The organism is Cyclobacterium sp. L-R (genome assembly GCF_056859355.1).
Genome location: NZ_JBSXOH010000071.1, coordinates 1 through 16,055, shown reverse-complemented (window position 1 = coordinate 16,055; position 16,055 = coordinate 1). Strand labels below are relative to the sequence as shown.

The window sequence follows — 16,055 nt, the reverse complement described above, 5'->3', positions numbered from 1 at the left end:
TTTCACCAATTTATTTCTTAACCAATATGATATTATGAAAAAGTATTCAAATATATATATAATAGGTCTTGCCATGGCATTGGTGGGTTTGACCTCCTGTAATGATTTTACAGATAGTCTGAGCGACTTAAATAAGAATCCCAATGCTTATGAAGAGGTTATACCGGAATTTCTGTTTACCAATTCCTTGCTCGATGGGGTGTCCTTTAACTTCACCAATGGAGCAGATGGGCAACATTTTATCTTTGCCCAAGCAATGCAGCATTTTGCCACCCACTCTGAAGTAAGAGGTACGGGTGATAAATATTTCAATGAAAGTGCCGCAAGAAGTCATTGGGCTGTTTACAATACCGCTCTTGCTGATAATGAGCGAGTGATCAATGGCGTGAAGGATGATCCCAATTCGATCAATATGCTTTCTGCAGCGAGGATATGGAAAGTCTATATGTTTCATCTGGTTACGGATTTACATGGAGATGTACCTTATTTTGAAGCATTGAAAAGTGCTGAAGGATTATTACAGCCTAAGTATGATACACAGGAAGCCATCTATGAAGACATGCTAAAAGAATTGGAGCAGGCAGGAAGTTCATTTAATCCTTCTCTCCCTACTTTTGGTCCTTCTGATTTATTTTATGGCGGAGACATAGACAAATGGAAAAAGTTTGCCAATTCACTTATGCTTCGATTAAGTATGCGCTTGACGGAGGTTCGTCCGGATTTGGCAGAAACCTGGGCCAAAAAAGCAATTGCTGGTGGAGTGATTATGACCGACGAAGAAATTGCTAAAGTCACTTACCTTGATGGTCAAATAGAACACAGTAGGAATCCTAAAGCTGCCAATCTCCTTGTGCAGGATTACCAGAATCCACAGGCAGGGGTTAGTAATACCCAAGGTGGAAAATATGCCGAGACTTTAATCGAACATTTAAAAGCAACAGGAGACCCTAGGTTGAACGTTATTTCCGTAGTTTGGGTGGACAATCCTGATGGAGACGGATATGTCTACGACACAGCTACAAGTATTCAGAGGGGAATGAAAAATGGAGCCTTATTCGGTGAGCCTGACGATTTTCACACCTATTCTGAACCACATCCAAATACAGTATTGAGTTATGCCAGCCCAGTGTTGACAATGACCAATGCCGAGACCAACTTATTGCTTGCGGAAGCCAGTATCAGAGGTTGGTACACAGGTAGTGCAAAAGCAGCCTATGAAGATGCAGTAAGAGCAGGAATGAGACATTGGGCGCTATTTGGCGATGAGGGTATCATTTCAACTGAGAAAATTGAAGCTTATATTGCTAAGAATCCATTTATGGAAAGCGGTTCGTTTGAGGAAAAACTTGAGCAAATAAGTACCCAAAAATGGGTGTCATTGCTTCTCGATAATTATGAGATATTTTCTAACTGGAGAAGAACTGGTTATCCGGAGTTAATTCCAACCAATTATCCTGGTAATATTACTGGTGGTACCATACCTAGAAGGCTTATTATTCCAGATTCCGAATTGAATCTTAATGAGGATAATTTTATGGAAGCTTACAATAGACAAGGTGTTGGTAATTTATTGACAAGTACTGTTTGGTGGGATCCCAAATTCCCAAGATAGATTAACTTATTTCTAACAATAAATATAACCTGAGTTCGATGTACTATTGGTCGAACTCAGGCTTGTATTTTGGTAACAATAAAAATAGTCGACCAAATTAAATATGAGGAGAAAAAGACAAACTATAAGTCAACATCCATTTTTTGTAAAGCAACTTTGCGGGAAATCCCAATGGTTATTGGCCTTTCTGTTGGTAATCTCAATAGGAATGGTGAAGGCGGATTATATCCCAGATCCAGACCCAATACTGAACGAGATCAGGATTGAAAGACATCAGCCGGTAAAAATGAGAGATGGGGTGATTCTTTATGCCGATATCTATCGACCGGTAAAAGACGGGAAATATCCTGTCATATTGACCCGTACTCCATACGGCGTACAAAGAGATGGGGTACATCATGAGCGAATGATAAAATTTGCGCAAAGAGGGTATGTGGCTATCGTTCAGGATGTAAGAGGGAGATATGAAAGTGAAGGCTTGTGGGATCCATTTAGAGATGAGGCCAACGATGGTTTTGATACCATAGAGTGGGCTGCAAAATTGGAATGTTCAAACGGTAAAGTAGCCACACAGGGTGGTAGCTATTTGGGGCATAACCAATGGGCTGGAGCCAGTCAGGATCCGTCTGGTTTGGTAGCGATTTTTCCATCCGTAGCCTCTACCAATGTATATGCCAATTGGATTACCATGGGTGGGGCTTTTAGATTGAGCTTTAACTATGGTTGGGGAGTGGTGAGAATGCCAAATAAGATCATGTTGCCACAACATTGGCACACGGCCAAGTATACTCCCGAAGAACTAAAGTATGAAAACATACTGTATCATCTACCGCTCAAGGATGGTGACTTGGTAAGTGCGGGGAAAGCTGTTCCTTTTTATAGGGATTGGATCGCCCATGAATCTTACGATGAGTATTGGAAGTCTGTAAGTGATGAAGAGCGATTTAGTAAGATCACCGTTCCTGCCTACAATACGGGAGGTTGGTTTGATATCTTCGTGATGGGTACAATCAACGGGTATGTAGGGATGAAAAACCATGGAGGAACTCCGGAAGCAAGAAAGGGCACTAAATTGCTTATAGGGCCTTGGGGACATGGCCCTTCTTCCTCATTTGGTGACATGAAATTTACCGATGATGCTTATATAGATCTATTTGAGGAAGAGTTGAAGTATTATGACTTCCACCTGAAAGGAATTCAAAATGGATTGGACAAAGAAAAGCCTGTTCAAATCTATTATATGGGGGAAAACAAATGGCGTCATGAAGACGACTGGCCTATTCCCGAAACACAATACAAGGAATTGTACCTTGGAGGAGATGCACCAGCCAATTCTGGTAGAGGTGGAGGAAAGTTGAGTTTTGAAAAACCAAGTAAAGCAGTTACTGATACCTATACTTATGATCCGCAAGTTCCGGTACCTACTTATGGCGGGAACAACTGCTGTGGCACACCTACACAATCAGGACCAAAGGACCAACGAATCCTCGAGAGGCGAAACGATATATTGGTTTACACTTCTGAGTTTTTAACAGAACCTATAAGTATAGCTGGGCCGGTTTCCATGAAGCTATTTGCAGCTACCGACGGTCTTGATACAGATTGGATGATAAAATTGGTAGATGTTTATCCTGATGGGAGTGCTTACCCAATATCCGAAGGAATTTTGAGAGCAAAGTTCAGAAATGGAACAGACAAAATAGAGCTATTGAAGCCCAATAAGGTATACGAATACGAAATAACCCTTACCGGAACTGCCAATGTATTCCTTCCCGGTCATAGAATAAGGGTGGACATTACTTCAAGTAATTTTCCTCAATTTGACCGAAATCCAAATACTGGGGCACCATTGGGAAGCAGTACAGAGACCCGGGTTGCGCAACAAACAATTCACCATGGAGGGCCTAAGCCCAGTCATATACTGTTGCCAATTGTTCCTGGTTTCTAAAGATTGTATATAGAAAAACCACTCACTAATAACCACTAATTCTCTAATCCATTCTCTGAAGTCAATTCGGGGAATGGATTATTTTACTAAGATAGAATGGTATGATCAATGGCTTGCAAATGCCTTGGTTTATGTGAGATTTGCACCATTCATCAAAAATGCCCAATCAAATTTAGGGATAAGTGCCCAAAATCAAATTAGATTTGCATATTTGAAGGTGTTTTATTACCCACATGTTTTAAATTTACTCCTGTTATGACTATTAAAATTCATCAAATACTATTACTGACAATTTTTCTTTTAGTTGGTCAGTTAGAATCCACTTTTGCACAAAATTCAGGTAACGATCCCGAAGCAAAATTAAAGGAAATGGGAATAACCCTAAAAGTTCCTGGCGAGCCTACAGCTAATTTTGTATTGGCCGTTCAGGTTGGTAACCTGGTATTCCTTTCAGGCCATGGCCCTATGCAAGAAAATGGTGAATACATGAAAGGTAAAGTTGGTTCAGAGTTTACTGTAGAACAAGGAGCAGAAGCTGCAAGATTGACAGGGATTTCACTATTGAGCTCACTTAAACATACCATAGGATCACTTAATAGAGTAAAAAGAATCGTAAAAGTGCTTGGAATGGTCAATTGTGTACCTACTTTTGAGCAGCAGCCAATAGTTATGCATGGATTCTCTGATTTTATGGTTGAAGTATTCGGTGAGAGTGGTAAACATGCGCGTTCTGCTGTAGGTATGGGGTCTTTACCTTTTGGCATTCCTGTAGAAATTGAGATGATAGTAGAGCTGAAAGAAGAATAAAACAAAAATATTAAATAAATCACCTAACATTTATAATACCATCTGCTTTGAAAATACATGGGATTTATAAAATAATAATAGCATGCGCCATTTTGCTTTTTATTGCAGTGTTGGTGTTGCTATTTACTCAGAATACAAGCTACTTAGGTCCGGTTCTGATGGCGTTTTTTTTAATGACAGCTATTGGGGTTAGGGCATTTCAAGCAACCAAAGGACTTTCCTTTACTTTAATAATACTGACGGTAGTTGCTACAGCATTAAATTTCCCGAATTATTTTCTAGAATTCAGAGGGTATGAATTGGCAGGTTTAATAACGCCATTGATTCAAGTGATCATGTTTGGGATGGGAACCTCGATGGGGATAAAGGATTTTATTGCCCTAGGGAAATCCCCGAAATCGGTAATTGTAGGTGTGTCAGCACAGTTTTTATTAATGCCTTTGATCGCTTTCTCCTTAGCTTCAGCAAGTGGTTTTTCCCCTGAAATTTCTGCCGGCCTTATTTTATTGGGATGTGCACCTGTATCCGTGGCTTCCCCAGTTTTTGCTTATTTGGCCAAGGCAAATGTAGCCCTTTGCATCACCATCGTATCTGTAACCACCCTTTTGGCTCCCTTGTTTATCCCTGTATTAATGAAATTTTATGCAGGCGGATTTATTCCTATTGATGTTTTGGGTATGATGTGGAGTATCGTTAAAATGGTGCTTTTCCCTATTGGTGCAGGCTTGATTTTTAATAAGTTTCTGCATGGTAAGGCCAAATGGTTGGATGCTTCCATGCCAATCGTATCTATGGTGGGCATCGCTTTCATTGTGGCCATAATTATGGCAGCAGGAAGAGAAAGCCTTTTGAATATGGGCTTGATGTTGGTGCTGATGGTCCTGTTACTTAACCTCCTAGGTTACTTATCGGCCTATTGGATGGCTCGGCTTTTCAAATTGGAAGAACAGCATTGCAGAACAATTTCAATAACAACTGGTATGCAAAATGCGGGACTTGTATCTGGTATAGCCAAAGAGATGGGAAAAATAGCCACAGTAGGGCTAGCTTCTGCTGTTTGTGGGCCTTTGATGGGTTTCACTTCATCTGTTTTAGCCTCTTATTGGAATGGTAAAAATTCGCCGGAATCCCTCGATGCCAATCTTTCGGAAGTTGTTAAAGAGGATGAAAAAGGCAATATAGGGCTTTCAGGGGAGTCTTGATTGGCCTAATATATAAAACAAAACTTTGGTCTTAAGCTTTTATTAAATAGATACTTAATTGTCCAAAGAGATTAAAATTAAAATTAAGAAAGTATGAAAACCAACTACATAAAACGACTTGCTTTTAAAAACGCATTGTTTGCTGTGATTTTGATAATGACCATTCTAAGCTTTAACTCCTTTGCGCAGGTAGCGAAAGAAAACCTTCGTCCCGCAGCAATGGGTAAAAAAGGAATGGTGGCTTCAGCGAATCCTTTGGCAAGTCTTGCAGGCCAGAAAGTTTTGGCTAATGGTGGAAATGCCATTGATGCCATAGTTGCAGCGGCAGCCTCATTGAATGCCGTAGAACCTTATATGTCCGGTACTGCTGGTGTAGGGTACATGCTCTTTTACTCGGCCAAAGAGGACAGGGTGAGATCACTTGTGTTTGGTGGTTGGGTTCCCAAATCTTTTAAAACCCAATCTTTAAAGGGTGAAGCAAAAGCTGCTGATGGTGCAGGTCATGGTGCCATTGAAACAGTGGGACCTAGAATTGTAGCCATTCCCGGAAATCTTGCCGGATGGAATAGAGCTTTGGAAGATTATGGAACCATGACCTTAAAAGAGGTATTTGAACCAACCATTGATTATTTAGAAAATGGTGTTCCAATTACCGAGTTTGATCAAGCCATGTGGAGAGGTACTGTCGAAAGAGTAAAACCTCACAAGGAATCAGTAGCCATACTTTTTAAGGATGGAGAAAATCCTTATGAAATTGGTGATATTTTTACCAATAAACCTTTGGCAAAAACCATGAGACGAATAGCTGATGAAGGTATTGAAGTTTTTTATCAGGGAGATATTGCGGAACAAATTGCCGCAGCATTTAAAAAAGACGGAGGTTTTATTACGGTAGAAGATTTGGCAATGGTGCCAGGTCGCGTACAATGGACAGATCCTATCTCAATTGATTATCGGGGATACAAAGTGTACAATAACCCTCCTCCGGGTATGGGAATTCAGCAGTTGCAAACCTTGAAAATCATGGAAGGCTTTGACTTGAAAGCCATGGGGCACAATAGCACCGAATACCTTGCCCATTTAATGGAAGCCATTTACTTGAGTAGAATAGATACTGACAAGTATGTAGGTGATCCTGATTATGTTGATGTACCTGTTGACAGGTTGCTTTCTGATAGTTATCTTGATGAACAACGCAAGAAAGTGGTTGAAAGGGTGAAGAACCGTAAAATAGCAGAAAAAAGTGATTTCACTGAATCTGAACTTGAGTTGTTGGGGAATTTGAAAGACAAGATGGATCCAAAGTACCAGTACGCTACCACTAGTCTTTCTGCAATGGATCAATGGGGCAATGCGGTGGTAATCATCCAAACTCACGGTGGAGGCTTTGGCTCTGGCTATGTAGCAGGAAAAACCGGATTGATTTTCAATAGTGCCATAGATTGGATGGAAAAAACACCAGGATTGGCCAATAGTGTAGAGCCATGGAAGGCCGTAGGTTGGTGTGTAGGAGGTATGATGCAATTCCATAAGGATGGCAAACCTGAATTGGTGGTAGGTTCTCCAGGTAGTTTTGGGATTTTGCAGTCTGTACCGCAGGTAGCCATGAATTATGTTGATTTTGGTATGAACATACAGGATGCCATTAGTGCGCCTAGGTTTCGATGGAAAGACGAATTGGGATCTGTTCCAGCTAAAGAAATTATAATTGAAACCAGAGTAGATAATGAGGTCCTCAAAAGTTTAAGACAAATGGGCTACCTTTTGGATACCAGTTTAGGAGATTGGTCCATGACGGTGGGCGGTGCGCAAGGCGTTTCCATAGACAGAAAAACCGGATGGATTATGGGAGGTGCTGACCCAAGAAGAAATGGTTATGCAGTAGGCTGGTAAAAAACTGGCTATAATTGGTTAATCTCCAGGAGACAACACTTTTGGGTATTGATGCCAAATGCATAAACGATAAGTAACCTTAAAAAATTAACCGCTATTGGCTATAAACATGAACAACGAAAAAGAAAACCCACGAAGGAATTTTATAAAGAAATCAGCTTTGGCGGCCACTGCTATCAATTTATCAGGCTTGTTCTGGGAATCTGAAGCAAAAGCCATGGCTAAAGTCATTGAGTTAAACAGTGATAAGCCTGCTTCTGAGCAAAAAACAGTTGCCTTGATTGCTAATATCTACAGAAACAGTGCCCATGTTGATGTAATTGCCACCAAGCTTTTTGTAGGGATACCTACGGATGATGGCATGGTAGCTCCTCAAGTAAAGATTGTATCGGTTTGGATTGACCAGATTGGAGACAATGATACAGGGGTACAGATTGCCGGTATGAATGGTGCAAAAATGTACGATACCATTGCAGGTGCATTGACCCTTGGGGGAGACAAGTTGGCTGTTGATGCCGTGATATATGTGGGAGAGCATGGTGATTATGACAAAAGTCGCTATGGTATAAAAATGTACCCGAGAATGAATTACCTGGAGCAGATTTTTAGGGTATTTGATGCCTCTAACAAATCAGTTCCTTTGTTCAATGACAAGCATTTGTCGTACAGTTGGTTGGATAGCAAATGGGTTTATGACAGGTCTAAGGAATTGAATGTGCCAATGATGGCAGGATCTTCTTTGCCTTTTTGCTGGAGGGATAAACCACTGGAACATCCGCTAGGAGTGAAAATCTCTGAAGCAGTCGGGATTGGTTATGCTTCTCTGGATGCTTATGGTTTCCATGTAGCAGAGATTCTACAATGCATGGTGGAAAGAAGAGAAGGAGGGGAAACTGGTGTTTCTAGTGTGCTAGGACTTAGTGGATCCGATGTGTGGAAAGCCATGGATGATGGTCGCATCAACCTGGAATTGGTGGAAGCTGCTTGCAGTAAAATTCAAGGTAGAAAAGAAGGGAATATGCGGGATTTGGTAAAAGATCCAAATGCTATTATCGTTGAATATACAGATGGCACCAAAGGTGCGATTGTAATGCTCACAGGATATGTTAATCAGGGTTGGGCTTATGCAGCCAACACTTCCCAAGGCCAGGTAGCTACTGAATTTGTGCTGGACCATAGCATGAGTTATTCTCATTTCAGTTACCTGACACTCAATATCCAGAAGTTTATTGTCACAGGCAAGCCAACAGCCCCAGTGGAGCGAACCTTGTTGACAAGTGGTATTTCAGATATGGGTATCCGGTCTCTTGTAGACGGTAAAAAAATTGAAACACCATTCTTGAATATTAAATATTCCGCAGCCGGTTTTGATCCTATCAGACCAACAGCTCCTCGTCCTGAAGGACAAAGCGTAGGCCCATGGCCTCCTAAAGGCTATGAGTTTATTATTCCTGAAAGGTTTAAAAAATAAAAATGGAGGGCCCAAAAGGCATTTCCAAAAGAATGCAAGCGTCATCAACGAGGAATATTATTCCCTTGTAGATGACGCTTTTTAATTTTATCCGTTCAGTAATTGATTGCTAGCATATATAGGATTTGCACTTTTTAATCCTGATTTAATAATTTAATGTTGAATTGGTGCTTTTGAAATGGGCTGATAAAGGCGACATATAATAACTGTCCCGCTAATCCGGACGCATTAAAATCCCCCTTAAAGGGGGCAGGGGGATTTTTTATCAATACTTAATATTACTCCTAATAAGCCCAAATCCGCACACATCTACAAAAAGTAAGGCTTTTAAACCCTCTTGGTTTTCGGACATTTCTATTTTATCGGACTTAAGGAAATCAATAAAATGGACTACTCAAAATGACATAATCTGGCTTAATTTGATAAAACATTTTTAATTATTACACCAAAGCCCTAATTTTCCCGATCATAACAATAAATCATATACTTAATGGAAAAATATACGTCTATAATAGCAGGCTTGCTTTTGTTTCTCGGCCTTACAGGCTGTGGTCAAGCGTCTGAAGAGCAAAGCACCTCTGACCGACCAAACATAGTGTTTATCATGTCAGATGATCATGCCTATCAGGCCATTTCTGCTTATGACAATACGCTGATCGAAACGCCTAATATCGATAGAATTGCGAAAATGGGTATGCTTTTCACCAATGCTACGGTGACAAACTCCATTTGTGCACCTTCCAGAGCCACGATTTTGACAGGAAAGCACAGCCATATCAATGGAAAGGTAGACAACCATTTTCCTTTTGATACCACCAATGTGACTTTTCCGCAGATTTTTCAGGAGGCAGGTTACCAGACAGCCATGTTTGGCAAGTTGCATTTTGGAAATAGCCCAAAAGGTTTTGATCAGTTCAAAATCCTACCCGGGCAGGGAAAATATTACAATCCGGTCTTTATCACCAAGGATGAAGGTAAAATAGAAGTGGAAGGTTATGTCACAGATATCATTACTGACATGACGCTAAATTGGTTGGAAAATGAGCGCACCAAAGAAGATCCTTTCCTACTTTTTTACCTGCACAAAGCGCCTCACAGAGAATGGCTTCCTGCAGGCAGACATGTAGAAGAGTTTACCAAAAGGTCTTTCCCGGAGCCTCCAACCTTGTTTGATGATTATTCAGGTAGAGGTCGAGCGGCGCACGAAGCTGAAATGAATTTGCTTACCGATATGCACTGGGCGGGAGATTCTAAAATTCCACCGGCAGTGATGGATGAGTTGGGCATAGCCCCCAATTCCAGTTGGGACAAAGCTGCCTTTGATGGAGAAGTAGGACGCATGAATCCGGAGCAACGCGCTGTTTGGGATGCTTCCTACAATCCGATGATCGAAGATTTTAAAAAGGCCTATCCGAACATGACTGATACCGACAAGATGAAGTGGAGGTACCAGCGTTACATGCAGGATTATTTGGGTACCATCAAAGCGGTCGATGAAAACGTTGGCCGTGTATTGGACTATTTGGAAGCCAATGGCCTGATGGAAAACACCATTATCGTTTATACTTCTGACCAGGGATTTTATCTTGGTGAGCATGGCTGGTTTGATAAACGCTTTGTATATGACGAATCTTTTAAAACACCATTGTTGGTAGCTTGGCCCGGAAAAGTAGCTCCAGGTTCTACAACCAATGAAATGGTTCAAAATCTGGATTTCGCCCAGACCTTTCTGGCTGCAGCAGGGATAGAAGCTCCCAAAGATATGCAGGGTGAAAGTCTCTTACCATTATTGACAGGAGAAGGTGAATGGACACGAGATGCAGTGTATTATCACTATTACGAATACCCTTCTGTGCATATGGTGAAGCGTCACTATGCCATTGTCACCAAAGAATACAAACTGGTACATTACTATTTTGATGCAGATGAATGGGAGTTGATCGATAGAATCAATGATCCAATGGAACTGAAAAATGTCTATGATGATCCTGCCTACGCAGAAATTCAAGCAGAATTGCATGAGAAATTGGATGGCTTAAGAGAGAAATATGGTGACAACTCAGAGATCTCTCAAAAATACCTGAATGAGTATTTGGATTTTCTTCAGGAAAACGAATCCTACGCAGGAGGGAAAAACACCGAGCTATTGGATAAAATATTTGACGGTAGAGAGCCTTCAAATAAATAAAAAAACCAGGAACCAATTGGTTTCAATTTACAATGCTTTTATCCCTCCGCCACCAAGGAGGGATTTTTTTTCGTAAATCGTAAATCCAGAATCGATTAAAAGCGCAATTGATGTAGTTGAAATGGTCTAAGGAAATTCAAAATCAGCGAAGAAATCGTCAATCTGAAAAGCACAAAATCCCCCTTTCTGTAAGTGGGACAAAGGGGGATTTCTGACGCAAATATTCTAAAATATAAGGTTTAAATTGTAAGCCTTTTTATGTCAAATCAATTGCTTTAAATTTACCATTCCTTACAAATTCCTCTGCGGGAGAAATTGATTGTTGTATAGGTACCATGGAAAAGGAATAAGTTTGATGGTGGAATCCGGATAGGGTAGCAAAAGCACTTAGCTCAGCAAATACTCCAACTTTATACCAAACCATTCATAGATATTCCTTTCGATAAAACCTTATTCTCCACAATATTTACTAAATTTAATCCACTAAAAACAAGCAAACCAAACACTCAATTAACCAATTGTATGGGATTATTTAATTCATTATTAGGCAATGCCGGAGTAGTAGACAAAGAAACCCTACTGAAAGATTTCGGTAAAATTTTAATCGCCGAGGAACAAATTGAAACCGGCTTTAAACTGATTCGGGACACTTTTATTTTTACCAGCAAAAGACTGATCCTGGTAGACAAACAAGGTATTACCGGAAGAAAATCAGAGTACCTTTCCTTGCCCTATAAGAGCATTTCCAGGTTCAGTATAGAGACCGCAGGGACTTTCGACCTGGACGCGGAATTGAAGATTTGGATCTCAAGTGATCATCAACCCGCCGTAAGTAAAAAATTCAATAAATCTGTGGATGTTTATGAGGTTCAAAAATTACTGGCAAGCTTTGTATTGGGTTAATGCTTTTCATTGATTCACACAGATTTCCTTTGCTTTAATTTACAAGCGAGAGCCTACCTTCAAAAACGAAATCAATCACTGCCCAAATAACCATTTACCCGATGACTAAATTATTGAATACTTTTATCCTGCTGATTTTTGTTTTCAGCGCCTTTATTGCGACTGCTCAGGACCGACCCAATATTGTGTTGATTATGGCCGATGACTTGGGGGGTAGAGACCTGCCGGCTTATGGCAATCGATTCAATGAAACCCCCAATATTGACAAATTGGTCAGCCAGGGGATGTTGTTTCGCAATGCTTATGCAGCACCTGTTTGTTCGCCTACCCGGGCCAGTATACAGGCAGGTCAGTATCCTGCGAGGGTAGGTATTTTCGATTTTATACCGGGGCACTGGCGCCCCAATGAGGAAGTAACCGTTCCACATCACCAAGTGCAACATCTTCCCAATAAGATTTCAACCATCGGTAATGCCATGCAGGCTGCAGGTTACAAAACCGGTTATTTTGGGAAATGGCACCTGGGAAACAACCCCGAACACCTGCCCAATAACAGGGGCTATGATGAAGCGTATATGTATGCGGGTGGAGGGTTTTACCATCCAAAGTTTGTTCCTGAGTACCAACCCAGAGAAAATGAGCGACTGAGCCAAACGCTGACCCGTATGGGAGTTGACTTTATTGAGGAAAACAAAGCCGAGCCATTTTTCCTGTTTGTCTCTCATTACGATGTGCATGTACAGTTGGATGCAGACAGGGACCTGATCAATAAATACCTTAACAAACCCAAAGATCCCGACTATCCAAGCAATGCGGTGTATGCCGCTATGATTTCCCATATAGATGAAAGTGTTGGGGATATCATGGCCGCCATTGAGGAAAGGGGCTTGGCGGAGAATACCGTATTTATCTTCTATTCAGACAATGGGGGAGTGGACAACCGGTATGACAACATCCCTTTATTGGGGGGAGATAGCAAGGATGTCTACCCAGAAGGTCATCCCCTGCGTTATATTGCCACCTCCAACACCCCATTTCGGGCAGGAAAAGGAACGCTATATGAAGGAGGAATTCGGGTGCCTTTGATTGTTCGCTGGCCCGAGAAGGTGAAAGCAGCCACCACAACTGAGGCCATTGTTTCCAGTGTTGACTTTTACCCGACCTTTTTGGATTTGGGTAAAGGAAAACGCCCACAAAACCAGGTTTTGGATGGGGTCTCATTGGTTTCGTCTTTAACAGAAAACTCCTTTGACCCGGAAAGGGAAGTGTTCACCCATTACCCGGTTTACCACCATGAGGTGCCCATGTCGGCATTGAGAAAAGGAGATTGGAAAATAATTGAAAACCTGGTCACCGGAGAATTTGACCTGTACAACCTGAAGTATGATACCAATGAAATGACAGACCTGAAATTCAGTTATCCTGATAAGTTGGCCGAAATGAAGCAAGCCTTAAATAAATGGCAAGTAGCGACCAATGCCCAAAACCCCGTACCCAATCCTAATTTCGATCCGGCAAAAAGATACGAATGGGGCACCAATCCATTCAGATAGGAAGAAAAAGCTTAGGTCTTTAATGGATGATTTTATTTTAATACATTGGCAACAATTAAGCGAGTAAGAGAACCTTTTAGTTCCTGCTTTTGCCAGCCCTGGAAGGGCGAAATACATTAGCCAGGGGTGTCAGCCCCTGGTAAATCAATAGGAATGACCTGATTTTGGCGGTATTGTTGCCTTTTTTTCTGCAACAATGCTGACAAAATCAAACTTAACATCGAGGTTCAAATACAAATAAAAATACCACTATGTCCTTCACCCAACCACTCAGCCACCTACTCTCCTGCAAAAGTTTTACAATACTTCTGGTATTACTAAGCCTCCTGGCTTGCGAAACCCCAAAAACCGAACCCTATCAGGACGTTTCCTTCTATAGTGATGCTTTCGCTACCGAGCGAAATTACAGGATCTATCTGCCGGGAGATTATGCTGAGCAACCGGACAAGCAGTACCCGGTGGTGTATTATTTTCATGGCTATGGAGGCAGGTACAAATGGGATGCTTACGACCTGGAAGACGATGTACACTATCCGGAAAACGGCCGATTGGAACCTCCCTTTGTGATGGAATGGAAAGAATATGCCCAGGAAAATAACCTGATCATCGTCACCTGGGATGGCTACGAACCCAATCTTTCCCCGGGGAAAAAAGAGCGGGAAGGCATACCCTATGGCAATGCCCTGCCTTATGATTATGTACGTGCCCATGAAACTGAGCGGGAACATTGGGGCTGGGATTTTAGTGCCCATTTCAGGGAGTTGGTAAAGCATGTAGACCAAAATTTCCGAAGCATTCCCGACCGCAGCAAAAGAGCCATCACAGGCCTGAGCATGGGCGGCTTGACCTCCTATTATGTAGCCGGACAAAACAAAGACCTGGTGGCCTCCGTCAGTGCTTTCGATCCTGCCGCAAACCTCCCTTACTACGGCCCTAAAGACCGACAGGTGGTTTTCCCCGTCCTGGAAATGCACCGCTCCCTAAAGGGTTTGGCCGTGCGATTGACCAAGACCGATGGGGACTGGCTCAAGTACAACAACTGGCACATGACCCAGCTTTTTGGAAGTGCTGACCTTAGCCATTTTGAAACCCATACCGCAGACTACCCCAATCACTGGACAGCAGATACCGAACAGCAACTGGATTTTCACCGCAATGAATTTGCAAAGACCCCCGCGCTGCCTGCAAAATGGAACCATGTCAATCCGGGTTTTGACAATTTCGAAGTGTTCGGAAATACCTTTGAGATCCAACGGGAAAGCCCAGCCCTAAGCCTGATAGAAAATGCAACAGCGAATAAAATGAAGCTGCTGTCCCGAACATTTATTCCCGATGGACCCATCGTGCAGGAAGAAAGCATTGCTGTCAATACGGCAGGAAGCTATGCGCCTGGGGAAGCCTACCTTCTGCGATCGTTCAATCTTTCTACGCATGCTTTTGAAGCAGACAACCTTGTATCCGCAGACAAAGAAGGAAAGCTGGACTTTGCATTGTCCGGTGGAGGCCATTGGCTGGGAATCAACAGGGAAGCTGAACCAGAAGCCCAACTAGGCATGGTATTCCCCAACAACCAGGAGCATTTTTACTTTGAGGAGGGAAAAACAGAAAGCCTGAATTTCTCTCTGGTCAATATAGGCAATGCTCCGGCTCAGGAAATCGAGATCATCCCGCTAAGCACCCATCCCCATTTAAAAATAAGCCCCGAAAAAATCACCATCTCAGCCCTGGAAGCCAAAGCAGCGATCGATAGCGAGCAGGCCTTTCAATTTACCTTTGGACGCTATTCCGATTCCAGCTTTGTGGCTGGGGTAGATTTTGTGATCAGGGCAGACCAGCAAGTGGCCGATACCCTTAGGATCATGGCTTTTGCTGCCCCCAAAGCCATCTACAGCCCCAAAGAAGACCTGATCCTTCTGGATGGAAGAACCGTGCCCGAGGTACCAATCTATCAGCAGGGGATGGATAGCATTGTTTTTGAGGCTTTGTCAGGCGGACAAGGCAATGGCAATGGCATCTGGGAAGCAGGAGAGGAGGTACTGCTCTATCTGCGCCTGCCGCAGGGCCTGGCCCCCAAAGACACCAATACCTTTCACCCCACTTACCTGCTCAACCATCCTGCACAGCCTTATACAAGCGTAAACAACATGCACTACCTGGAGCGACTCAATCAAGCCAGCTGCACAAGTGAAACCACCCCCATAACCCTTTCCCCGGACAGCCCCAAAAACCAGGAACTGGACCTCTGGCTAAGGGCCGAAAGCCTCTACAATGACAAAAATGACAGTACCTCCAATGCCACCATTTATGCCAATCAATTTCATTTTAGGAGAGTGAAGGTCAATGCTATTAAGTTAAGGAAAAAATGGCCTCTTGAGACAAAATAAGCCGATTTTCCTTATGAAAACCGGCCTACTTTAGTTAAATTATGTTGTCTTAAACATATAGCTATGAAGGTACAAAATACCAACCAAAACACGA

The 16,055-nt window shown here is 42.3% G+C and carries 11 protein-coding genes; 10 read left to right on the top strand and 1 reads right to left on the bottom strand.

Translation table 11 applies throughout. The features are described 5' to 3' along the window. Nucleotides 1–34: 34 nt before the first annotated feature. From AC13EX_RS10950 to AC13EX_RS10920, 7 genes are all read left to right on the top strand, one after another. A complete protein-coding gene (locus AC13EX_RS10950) occupies nucleotides 35–1,612 on the top strand; it encodes a SusD/RagB family nutrient-binding outer membrane lipoprotein (RefSeq protein ID WP_048644540.1) in 1,578 nt (525 codons plus the stop codon). A gap of 103 nt (nucleotides 1,613–1,715) precedes the next feature. Beyond that, nucleotides 1,716–3,560, top strand: coding sequence for a CocE/NonD family hydrolase (locus AC13EX_RS10945; RefSeq protein ID WP_339713552.1), 1,845 nt, complete (start codon nucleotides 1,716–1,718; stop codon nucleotides 3,558–3,560). Nucleotides 3,561–3,815: 255 nt separating this feature from the next. Further along, on the top strand, nucleotides 3,816–4,367 hold the full coding sequence (locus AC13EX_RS10940; RefSeq protein WP_482892706.1) for a RidA family protein: 552 nt from the start codon (nucleotides 3,816–3,818) through the stop codon (nucleotides 4,365–4,367). Between the two features lie 47 nt (nucleotides 4,368–4,414). Then, entirely contained in the window at nucleotides 4,415–5,569 is a 1,155-nt protein-coding gene (locus AC13EX_RS10935; RefSeq protein ID WP_482892705.1) for a bile acid:sodium symporter family protein, read from the top strand. A gap of 93 nt (nucleotides 5,570–5,662) precedes the next feature. Then, nucleotides 5,663–7,462, top strand: coding sequence for a gamma-glutamyltransferase (ggt, locus tag AC13EX_RS10930; RefSeq protein ID WP_482892704.1), 1,800 nt, complete (start codon nucleotides 5,663–5,665; stop codon nucleotides 7,460–7,462). A gap of 109 nt (nucleotides 7,463–7,571) precedes the next feature. After that, entirely contained in the window at nucleotides 7,572–8,933 is a 1,362-nt protein-coding gene (locus tag AC13EX_RS10925; RefSeq protein ID WP_482892703.1) for a hypothetical protein, read from the top strand. 490 nt (nucleotides 8,934–9,423) lie between these two features. Beyond that, nucleotides 9,424–11,121, top strand: coding sequence for a sulfatase family protein (locus AC13EX_RS10920; RefSeq protein ID WP_482892702.1), 1,698 nt, complete (start codon nucleotides 9,424–9,426; stop codon nucleotides 11,119–11,121). A 256-nt stretch (nucleotides 11,122–11,377) separates the two neighbouring features. On the opposite strand, the gene AC13EX_RS10915 is transcribed toward AC13EX_RS10920, so the two are convergent. Next, nucleotides 11,378–11,545 (bottom strand): hypothetical protein, encoded by a 168-nt coding sequence (locus AC13EX_RS10915; RefSeq protein WP_482892701.1) that lies wholly within the window; start codon nucleotides 11,543–11,545, stop codon nucleotides 11,378–11,380. A 98-nt stretch (nucleotides 11,546–11,643) separates the two neighbouring features. On the opposite strand from AC13EX_RS10915, the gene AC13EX_RS10910 reads away from it, so the two are divergent. The 3 genes from AC13EX_RS10910 to AC13EX_RS10900 all read left to right on the top strand — a co-directional run bounded on the left by AC13EX_RS10910 (nucleotide 11,644) and on the right by AC13EX_RS10900 (nucleotide 15,961). Next, on the top strand, nucleotides 11,644–12,024 hold the full coding sequence (locus tag AC13EX_RS10910) for a PH domain-containing protein (protein WP_048642563.1): 381 nt from the start codon (nucleotides 11,644–11,646) through the stop codon (nucleotides 12,022–12,024). A gap of 101 nt (nucleotides 12,025–12,125) precedes the next feature. Next, entirely contained in the window at nucleotides 12,126–13,577 is a 1,452-nt protein-coding gene (locus tag AC13EX_RS10905) for a sulfatase (RefSeq protein WP_482892700.1), read from the top strand. Between the two features lie 251 nt (nucleotides 13,578–13,828). After that, nucleotides 13,829–15,961, top strand: coding sequence for an alpha/beta hydrolase (locus AC13EX_RS10900; protein ID WP_482892699.1), 2,133 nt, complete (start codon nucleotides 13,829–13,831; stop codon nucleotides 15,959–15,961). Nucleotides 15,962–16,055 lie beyond the last annotated feature (94 nt).